This window comes from Peptoniphilus sp., assembly GCF_050943655.1.
Classification (GTDB): Bacteria; Bacillota; Clostridia; order Tissierellales; family Peptoniphilaceae; genus Peptoniphilus_A.
Map to the genome: position 1 here is coordinate 1 of NZ_JBMNPQ010000057.1, position 9299 is coordinate 9299.

At 31.7% G+C, this 9299-nt stretch carries 10 protein-coding genes and 1 pseudogene; all 11 read left to right on the top strand.

Going from position 1 to position 9299, the window contains the following annotated elements; genetic code table 11:
• Nucleotides 1-421, top strand: a pseudogene (locus ACOX6R_RS06000) (hypothetical protein); the annotation flags it as partial.
• Nucleotides 422-461: 40 nt separating this feature from the next.
• On the top strand, nt 462-956 hold the full coding sequence (gene ruvC, locus ACOX6R_RS06005) for a crossover junction endodeoxyribonuclease RuvC (protein WP_433448290.1): 495 nt from the start codon (nt 462-464) through the stop codon (nt 954-956).
• On the top strand, nt 956-1540 hold the full coding sequence (gene ruvA / locus ACOX6R_RS06010; RefSeq protein ID WP_433448292.1) for a Holliday junction branch migration protein RuvA: 585 nt from the start codon (nt 956-958) through the stop codon (nt 1538-1540). Before ruvC ends, ruvA begins: the two co-directional genes overlap by 1 nt.
• Nucleotides 1541-1544: 4 nt before the next feature.
• A complete protein-coding gene (ruvB, locus tag ACOX6R_RS06015; protein ID WP_433448294.1) occupies nt 1545-2546 on the top strand; it encodes a Holliday junction branch migration DNA helicase RuvB in 1002 nt (333 codons plus the stop codon).
• Between the two features lies 1 nt (nt 2547).
• Nucleotides 2548-3663 (top strand): SpoIID/LytB domain-containing protein, encoded by a 1116-nt coding sequence (locus tag ACOX6R_RS06020; RefSeq protein WP_433448296.1) that lies wholly within the window; start codon nt 2548-2550, stop codon nt 3661-3663.
• A gap of 33 nt (nt 3664-3696) precedes the next feature.
• Complete coding sequence (queA, locus tag ACOX6R_RS06025; protein WP_433448298.1) at nt 3697-4716, top strand: tRNA preQ1(34) S-adenosylmethionine ribosyltransferase-isomerase QueA; 1020 nt, start codon at nt 3697-3699, stop codon at nt 4714-4716.
• 6 nt (nt 4717-4722) lie between these two features.
• A complete protein-coding gene (gene tgt, locus ACOX6R_RS06030; RefSeq protein WP_433448300.1) occupies nt 4723-5835 on the top strand; it encodes a tRNA guanosine(34) transglycosylase Tgt in 1113 nt (370 codons plus the stop codon).
• Nucleotides 5836-5892: 57 nt separating this feature from the next.
• On the top strand, nt 5893-6186 hold the full coding sequence (gene yajC, locus ACOX6R_RS06035; RefSeq protein WP_433448302.1) for a preprotein translocase subunit YajC: 294 nt from the start codon (nt 5893-5895) through the stop codon (nt 6184-6186).
• A gap of 11 nt (nt 6187-6197) precedes the next feature.
• Nucleotides 6198-6344, top strand: a complete 147-nt coding sequence (gene scfA, locus ACOX6R_RS06040) for a six-cysteine ranthipeptide SCIFF (protein ID WP_433448304.1) — start codon at nt 6198-6200, stop codon at nt 6342-6344.
• A gap of 47 nt (nt 6345-6391) precedes the next feature.
• Complete coding sequence (gene scfB, locus ACOX6R_RS06045; RefSeq protein WP_433448306.1) at nt 6392-7741, top strand: thioether cross-link-forming SCIFF peptide maturase; 1350 nt, start codon at nt 6392-6394, stop codon at nt 7739-7741.
• A 203-nt stretch (nt 7742-7944) separates the two neighbouring features.
• Nucleotides 7945-9000, top strand: a complete 1056-nt coding sequence (locus tag ACOX6R_RS06050; protein WP_433448308.1) for a copper amine oxidase N-terminal domain-containing protein — start codon at nt 7945-7947, stop codon at nt 8998-9000.
• The last annotated feature ends 299 nt before the right edge of the window (nt 9001-9299 follow it).

Genomic DNA, 9299 nt, shown 5'->3' on the forward strand with positions numbered 1-9299 from the left:
TAATAAATTGGAAATGTTGGCATTAGATAGCTTATCATTAAATGATTTATACAGTAGAAATAAGCTTTTTAATTACGAATTTAAAAATGTTGATGTATTATCTTTTAAAAGGCATGTTTTTAGAGAATTAAGATCTGATAAGACTGTAAAGAGATTTATTAAATCAACTCTAAGAGATATGTATAAAAATGTATTAAGTGATAAGGTCAACGACCTAAACTCTCACCTAGATTTACAACTTGTTTTTGACAATGAGAACGACAATGTTGAGATTAAGGAAGTTGATGCATATTTAACTGACGAAGAGCTATATTTTATGAATAAGAAAATTTATAAATTTCTTTATGCTGACTGCTTTAGAATATTTAGGAATGGGTTTTGGGACGGAATTAACGATAAAGTAATTAAGAGATATAAATAAAAGGATAGTTTAACTATCCTTTTTAAAGTGGTGAAGATTTATGGTAATTATGGGAATTGATCCTGGAATTGCAATTGTTGGATATGGAATTGTAGAGCTTAAGGGAAATTCTTACAAGGTTTTGGATTATGGTGCTATAACTACAGAGGCAGGAGTGCCTACGCCAGATAGATTAAATAAAATTTACGAAGAAATGGACGAATTAATTAAAAAATATAAGCCCGTTGACATTGCTTTTGAGGAGCTTTTTTTTAACAAAAATGTCAAGACTGCAATTACAGTTGCCCAGGCTCGCGGTGTAGAAGTGCTTTGTGCCAGGAGAAATCACTTAAATATATTTGAATACACGCCACTTCAAATTAAACAGGCTCTTGTTGGTTATGGAAGAGCTACAAAGAATCAGGTTCAAGAAATGGTAAAATTAATTTTAAATTTAAAAGAAGTTCCTAGGCCTGATGATGTTGCTGATGCACTTGCAGTTGCAATAACACATGGGAGTTCCATTAAATTTAAAGAAAGTTTTAGGATGATATAATGCTAGAATTTATAAAAGGTAAAATCGAGTCAATTGAAAGTGAATACATAGTTTTAGAGACAGCAAACATAGGCTATATGATTTATATGGCAAATAGAGAGCTTCTTAGTCTTACTACTAATTCAGAAGTTTTAATTTATACGAGGCTAATCGTTAGAGAAGATGCGCTTACAATTTTTGGATTTGCACAAAAAAGTACAAGAGATATTTTTGATCTACTAACTACGGTTACAGGAATTGGTCCAAAACTTGCCATGGGAATTTTAAATGATACGGATATTTCTTATATTCTTTCTGCAATAGTAAATGAAGATGTTAAGTCTCTTACTGAGATACCGGGAATAGGCAAAAAGACTGCGCAAAGGCTAATTTTGGAACTAAAGGATAAAGTAGAAAAATTACACTTTGACTTTGAACCAATGGAAGAAATTTTATCAAGCATAAGTCCAAATAAAACTTCTGCTCTTGAGGCGCTCATTTCATTAGGATATAATGAGTATGAGGCAAAAAATGCCTTGGAAAATGTAGATGATAAATTAGAAATTTCTCAAATGATTAGAGAAGCTTTAAAATTAATGAGTTGAAATTATGAATGAAAATAGGTTAGTTGAACCGGATTTTTCTGAAGAAGATAGAAAAGAAAATAGTCTTCGTCCTAAGTGGTTGGATGACTATATAGGGCAAGAAAAAGCCGTCAAAAAATTAAAAATTTTTATAGAGGCAGCAAAAAATAGATCAGAGCCTCTCGATCACACACTTTTAAGTGGGCCACCAGGACTAGGAAAGACCACACTTGCTGGAATTATTGCAAATGAAATGGGAGTTAATTTAAAAGTAACATCAGGCCCTGCAATCGAAAAGCAAGGTGACCTTGCAAGTATTTTGACAAACTTGAATGAAGATGATGTGCTCTTTATTGACGAGATTCACAGATTAAATACATCTGTTGAAGAGATACTCTATCCGGCAATGGAAGATCACGCCCTTGATATAGTTATTGGAAAGGGACCATCTGCAAGATCCATTAGGCTTGACCTTGCTCCATTTACATTAATTGGTGCAACAACAAGAATTGGTATGCTTACATCTCCTCTTAGGGATAGGTTTGGAGTTTTATTAAATTTAGATCTATACGATGTCGACTCACTTGTTGATATTATTATAAGGTCTGCTGGAATTTTGGATATTCCAATCGAAAGAGAGGGAGCTGTAGAGATTGCAAAAAGATCTAGAGGAACGCCAAGAATTGCAAATAGACTTCTAAAAAGAGTAAGAGACTATGCCGAAGTAAAAGAAAGAGGAGTTATTACTAAGAAGGTCGCAATGAAAGGTCTTGATCTACTAGAAATAGATAAATACGGACTTGATAGCATTGATAGAAAAATTATCCTCACTATGATTGATAAATTTTCTGGAAGGCCCGTTGGAATAGATGCTATTTCTGCTTCTATTGGGGAGGATAGGACTACAGTCGAAGATGTTTATGAACCTTATTTGTTACAAATAGGTTTTATTTTGAGAACGCCTAGAGGAAGAATTGCTACTAAGAGAGCTTATGACCATTTTGGAATTAAGTACGAAGGAGACTAATATGAAAAAATTATTTGTTATTGCAGCATTTTTACTGACGTTAACCATGAGTGTTTTCGCAGAAGGAAATTATGAAAGAATCGACATAAAAGTAGGGCAAAGCTTAAATAGTGGAAATAAACTTGAATTAGAATCTAAGGACAATTTAGAAATATATACAAGTGATTTCCAACCACTTCAAAAAACTGGCAACAAAAAAATAAAAGTTGAATTTAAAAACAACGAAATAAACCTTTATGGCAATAATTATGCTATGAAGAAGTTTCCTAAAGACGGAACTTTTGTAATTTATTCGAAGTCTCCTATAAAGGTATCTTCAGTAAAGAGAAGCTACAGAGGAGCAATAAGCTTTAGAGTAAACGACAATAAACTTGATATTATTAACAATATTGATATGGATAATTACTTAAGAGGAGTACTTCCAAAAGAAATGTCTCCTAGCTTTCCGAAAGAATCTCTAAAGGCACAAGCACTTTGCTCAAGATCCTTTGCAATAAATAATTATAATAAATATAGCAAAAAGGGCTACAACCTTGATGATACTACTAATTCACAAGTTTATAGAGGCGTAGAAGTTGAAGATAAGAGAACAGATAAGGCAATCGAAGAGACAAAAGGTGAAATTGTAACTTTTAATGGAAAAGTTGCAGAGACAATTTTTGGCGCATCTTCAGGTGGATATACTGCATCTGCAAAAGATGTGTGGGGATCAGATATACCTTATCTAGTTTCAGTTGAAGATAATTTTTCAACATACAATTGGGAATACACACTTACTCCACAAAACTTTTCTAAACTTGGAGTAAAAGATGTAAACAATATTGTCATCACATCAAAAGATAGTTCTAATAGAGTAAAAGAAGTAAAAGTATTATCAAATAGTGGCGAAAAAGTGTTAACTGGGAACAAATTTAGATCCTTAGTGGGAAATACTTCAGTAAAATCTACTTTATTTGATATTGAAAAAAGTGGAGAAAACATCCTTATTAAAGGAAGAGGCTATGGACATGGCGTCGGCATGAGTCAATACGGCGCAGTTGAAATGGCAAAACAAGGAAAAGTTTATAAGGATATTATAGGTTTTTATTTCCCAGGAACAGTTATAGAAAAAAATTAATAGTTTAAAATTAAAAATTAGATAGAAGGAAATATGAAGACAAAAGATTTTTATTACGATTTACCAGAAGAATTAATAGCTCAACACCCAATGGAAGAAAGAGACCATTCAAGATTACTTGTAATGGATAAGGTAACGGGAGAGTTAGAGCACAGACATTTTTACGATATAATAAATTATTTAAATCCGGGAGATGTTCTTGTATTAAATGATACAAAAGTACTTCCTGCAAGATTATATGGACATAGAGTTGGTAAAGAAGAAAAAATAGAATTTCTCCTTTTAAATCATGAAAAAGATGTTTGGGAATGTTTATCTAAACCAGGTAAAAAAGCAAAACTTGGAACAGAAATTGAGTTTAGCGACAAGCTTAAGGCAAAAGTTGTAGATATTTCGGAAGATGGTTCTAGATTTTTAAAATTTGAATATGAAGGAATATTTGAAGAAATTCTAGATGAACTTGGAGAAATGCCTCTTCCTCCATATATTACTGAAAAGCTTGAAGATAAGGACAGATACCAAACTGTTTATGCAAGAGAAGAAGGATCAGCTGCAGCTCCTACTGCAGGGCTTCATTTTACAAAGGAACTTCTAAAAGAAATTGAAGATAAAGGTATTAAAATTTGTTATATAACTCTTCATGTTGGGCTTGGAACTTTTAGACCTGTAAAAGTTGAAAATATTGATGATCACAACATGCACTCAGAGTTTTATATTTTAAAAGAAGATGTGGCAAACACAATAAATGAAGCGAAAAAAAACGGCAACAAAATAATTGCAGTTGGAACAACTAGTGTTAGGACTTTAGAATCTGTTGCAGATGAAGACGGAATGTTAAGAGCAAAGAGTGGATTTACAAATATATTCATTTACCCACCGTATAAATTTAAATGCGTGGACTCTCTTATTACTAATTTTCATCTACCAGAATCTACTCTTGTAATGTTAGTTTCTGCTTTTTCAACTAGAGAGAATATTTTAAACGCTTACAATGAAGCTGTAAAAGAGAGATATAGATTTTTCAGCTTTGGAGATGCGATGTTTATAAGGTAGGTATAGATGTTTGAATTTAAATTACTAAAAGAGTCTTCTGATTCAAAGGCAAGACTTGGAAAAATAATTACAAATCACGGAGAGATTGAAACTCCAATTTTTATGCCCGTTGGAACACGTGCCACAGTTAAAACTATGACTCCAGAAGAATTAAAAGATATTGGAGCACAAATTATTTTGTCAAACACATATCATCTATTTTTAAGACCTGGTACTGACATTATAAAAAAAGCAGGTGGACTCCACAAATTCATGAATTGGGACAGACCAATTCTTACTGACTCTGGAGGTTTTCAAGTATTCAGTTTATCTGATAATAGAAAGATTACAGAGGAAGGTGTTGAATTTAGATCACATATTGACGGGAGCAAACAGTTTATTTCTCCAGAAAAGTCAATTGAAATTCAAAATATTTTAGGTTCAGACATTATAATGGCTTTTGATGAATGTGCACCCTATCCTGCAAGTCATGAATACATCGAAGACTCCATGAAGAGAACATTAAGGTGGGCCAAGAGATGTAAAGAACATCACAAAAATGTAGATAATCAAACACTTTTTGGAATAATACAAGGCGGAATGTATAAGGACATGAGAGAGATTTCTGCAAAAGAAATGGTCGACATGGACTTTAAAGGTTATTCAATTGGAGGACTTTCTGTTGGAGAGCCAATTGACATGATGAATGAAATTCTAGATTTCACGACAGACTTCATGCCAAAGGATAAGCCGAGGTATTTAATGGGTGTGGGTTCACCTGATTATTTATTTGAAGCAGTTGAACGTGGCGTTGACATGGCCGATTGTGTACTTCCAACAAGAGTTGCAAGAAACGGCACAGTTATTACACATAACGGCAGAATGCCGATTAAAAATGCAGTATACAAAGAAGATTTTTCGCCTATTGATCCAGAGTGTGACTGTTACACTTGTAGAAATTATTCAAGGGCATACATCAGACACTTATTTAATGTGGATGAAATTTTGGGAATGAGACTTGCTACTATACACAATTTATATTTCTTGTTAAATATGATGGAAAACATTAGAGAGTCTATTAGAGGAGATTATTTCTTAGAGTATAAGAGAGATTTTTATAAAAAATATGGATATAAATAATATTCTTGTGAACTTTAACATTTATCTGTATAATATAAATATGAAAGGGGTTTTTGAATGAATCAAGCAGTGCTGTATCAATTTTTACCATTGATATTAATGTTTGTAATTTTTTATTTCTTTTTAATTAGACCACAAAAGAAAAAGGAAAACGAAATTAAAGACATGCGCGAAAACTTAAAAGTTGGCGACAAAATCATGACAATCGGTGGTATAATTGGAAAAATTGTACTTATTAAAGAAGATTATGTTGTAATCGAAAGCTCTAGCGACAATTCTAAACTTGACATAATGAAGTGGGGAATTAGCGGAACTTTTAACAATAAAACTGAATTAAAAGAAGAGAATTAATGGGGGATATTATGAAATTCGTAAAAACATTAACTAAGAAAAACTTAAAGAAAACTTACGATAAAGGTGGATGTGGAGAATGTCAAACATCTTGCCAATCAGCTTGCAAAACTAGCTGTACTGTTGGAAATCAAAAATGCGAAAATAACGAACAATAAAAGGCTTGAGTACAGGCCTTTTATTTTTATTAGAAATGGTGAAGAAAATGGATAGAATTCATAAATTTTATTTAAATGATAAATATATAGTGCTTGACATTGCAAGTGGTTCAGTCCACGTTGTAGATGAAATTGTATATAAATTATTAGATGATTACTTAAATTTAGATAAATCTGATATAGTAGAAAAATATTCTAAAGAATTTGATAGAGAAAAAGTTCAAGACGCTTACAAAGAGATAGATTATTTAGTAAATGAAGGCTTACTCTTCTCAGAAGATGAACACTTTAAACTTCCACACTACAATCCACAAAATATTGTAAAGGCAATGTGTCTTCATGTGGCGCATGACTGCAACTTAAGATGCAAATATTGCTTCGCATCACAAGGAGATTTTAAAGGCGACAGATCTCTAATGGATTATGAAACTGGAAAAAAAGCATTAGACTTCCTTTTAAAAAATTCTGGCAACAGAAGAAATCTCGAAGTTGACTTCTTTGGTGGCGAGCCACTAATGAACTTTGATTTAGTTAAAAAATTAGTTAAATACGGCAGAGAAGAAGAGAAAAAATACGACAAACATTTCAGATTTACAATTACAACTAATGGAATGCTTCTAAATGATGAAATCGAAGACTTTATTAACGAGAACATGGACAATGTTGTACTTTCAATCGACGGTAGAAAATCTATAAATGATGAAATGCGTCCAACAATTAATGACAAGGGATCTTACGATGTAATAGTTCCAAAGTTTAAAGAACTTATTTCTAAAAGGGGAGACAAGGATTACTTTATTAGAGGAACTTTCACCAATGAAAATCTTGATTTTTCTGAAGATTTAAAAGATTTCTACGACAATGGATTCAAAAAGACTTCAATTGAGCCAGTTGTTACAGATGAAAAAGAACCTTATGCAATTCGTGAAGAACATCTTGAAAAAATCCTAGACGAATATGAAAAGATGAGTAAGGACTATATCGAAATTAGAAAAAAAGACAAGGACTTTTCTTTCTTCCACTTCATTATAGATTTATCACAAGGACCTTGCATCGTTAAGAGAACAGTGGGTTGCGGAGCAGGTTCAGAATATGTGGCTGTTACACCTCAAGGAGAAATTTATCCTTGCCACCAATTCGTTGGCGAAAAAGAATTTTTACTTGGCGATGTAGATAGAGGAATTGTAAACACAGATCTTAGAGATACATTTAAAAATTCCAATGTTTACACAAATGAAGACTGTCCAACTTGCTGGGCAAGATATTATTGTTCAGGTGGATGTCATGCAAATGCATACTACAGCAACAACGATCTTTCAAAACCTTATAAGGTTGGTTGCGAAATGGAAAAGAAAAGAATTGAGTGCGCAATTTCTGTTTTAGCTAATGAAGAATAATTGAAAAAATAATAATTAAATAAATTTACTAATAATATCTGTTGAGGAAAACTCCTTTACAGATATTTTTTTTCTTTAAAATTTTAGATTTAGATAAAACGTTTTAAAAAGATATATTTGGGAATAAGAACAGTAATAGGCTATACCGATTTAAATTTTTACACTGTATAGCAATATTTTATTTTAATTTATGGGAGGTTATTATGAAAAAGTTTTTGGCGTTAGTTTTATCTTTAGTGCTATTTGTTGCATTGCCAGTTAGTGCTGCTAGTTCAAATGACGTTAAGATTTGGATTGATGGAGAGTTTGTTAATTCAGATGTCCCAGCTTATATTGATAAGGACAGGACAATGGTTCCTATTAGACTTATCTCAGAACATTTAGGCAAAGAAGTTAGTTGGGATGATGCTACAAGAACAATTGAGATTAAAGAAAATTCTGGTGACAAATTAAAGAGCATTGTAATGAAAGTCAGTGATGAAAAAGTTACTGTAAAAGAAAATAATATGGACGAGAAAGTTATAAATCTTGATCATGCACCAGAGATTAAAAATGATCGTACTTTTGTTCCACTAAGAAATGTGGCAGAACTTTTTGACAAAAAAGTTTCTTGGGATGCAAAAAATAGAGTTGCCGTTGTTGGAGAAGGATATGAAAAGAAAAGTAATGGAAAATTAAGCACAAAAGAAATTCTTCCATATCTTTATAACGAAGACATGGCAAAGAAAAGTTTAGACGAACAGTTAAAGTATGAAAAAACTATGGGTGAGGAGTTGTCTAAAGAATTTCCAGGACACACTAATAAAGATGTAGAAGTTGCTATAAGCTGGTTATCTTACCACAAAGCAGGTTACTTTACAGAATTTAACAAAGACAATGCAAACAAAAAAGCGATAGATTTATTATTGGGAGACAAGTTAAATTATGGATTTACAAATAAAGGTTCCGTTTTAGGTGTAAGAACTACAGATAAAGATTTAACATATCCAAGACGATTTACAGGAGTATCTAATGAAGATTTTATGCCTACTATGCTCTATTTTGATTATTATCCAAATTATGATGGAACAATAAGCACTTTTCTATTCCCGTTACATGACCATTTTACAACTAGAGATGAGACTGTCAATACTTATAAAAAAATCTTTGATAACCCAAGGAATGTGCAATTAGGAGATTTTACAAGAGAAGAGATTCAACTTATATTAGAGCAAGTTCAACCAATTAAATACCTTGATGATTATGATAGTATTGAATAGTAAAATTAAATTTATAATTTATTATTTATAAACTGAATTTGATAAGAAAATTTAAGAGCCTTCGGGCTCTTTTTAAATTAGTAACAAAGATAGGTTTTACCTTATTTGCGTTATTTGATATAATTAAAGTTAAGATTTAAAAAAATGGTGATATTGTGGAGAAATGGTTTATAAAAAATAAAAAAGATCCTGGAATAGATTATTCTAAATTTGGTTTAAATAAAATATTATATAAAATTTTGCTCAACAGGGACATTACAACTGAAGAGGAAATAATGTCTTATCTAAACCCCAAATTA

Coding starts and splice junctions, on each gene's coding strand:
- ACOX6R_RS06020 (WP_433448296.1), top strand. CDS start 2,548: ATGAAAAAATTATTTGTTATTGCAGCATTTTTACTGACGTTAACCATG.
- ruvA (WP_433448292.1), top strand. CDS start 956: ATGCTAGAATTTATAAAAGGTAAAATCGAGTCAATTGAAAGTGAATAC.
- queA (WP_433448298.1), top strand. CDS start 3,697: ATGAAGACAAAAGATTTTTATTACGATTTACCAGAAGAATTAATAGCT.
- scfB (WP_433448306.1), top strand. CDS start 6,392: ATGGATAGAATTCATAAATTTTATTTAAATGATAAATATATAGTGCTT.
- tgt (WP_433448300.1), top strand. CDS start 4,723: ATGTTTGAATTTAAATTACTAAAAGAGTCTTCTGATTCAAAGGCAAGA.
- ruvC (WP_433448290.1), top strand. CDS start 462: ATGGTAATTATGGGAATTGATCCTGGAATTGCAATTGTTGGATATGGA.
- scfA (WP_433448304.1), top strand. CDS start 6,198: ATGAAATTCGTAAAAACATTAACTAAGAAAAACTTAAAGAAAACTTAC.
- ruvB (WP_433448294.1), top strand. CDS start 1,545: ATGAATGAAAATAGGTTAGTTGAACCGGATTTTTCTGAAGAAGATAGA.
- yajC (WP_433448302.1), top strand. CDS start 5,893: ATGAATCAAGCAGTGCTGTATCAATTTTTACCATTGATATTAATGTTT.
- ACOX6R_RS06050 (WP_433448308.1), top strand. CDS start 7,945: ATGAAAAAGTTTTTGGCGTTAGTTTTATCTTTAGTGCTATTTGTTGCA.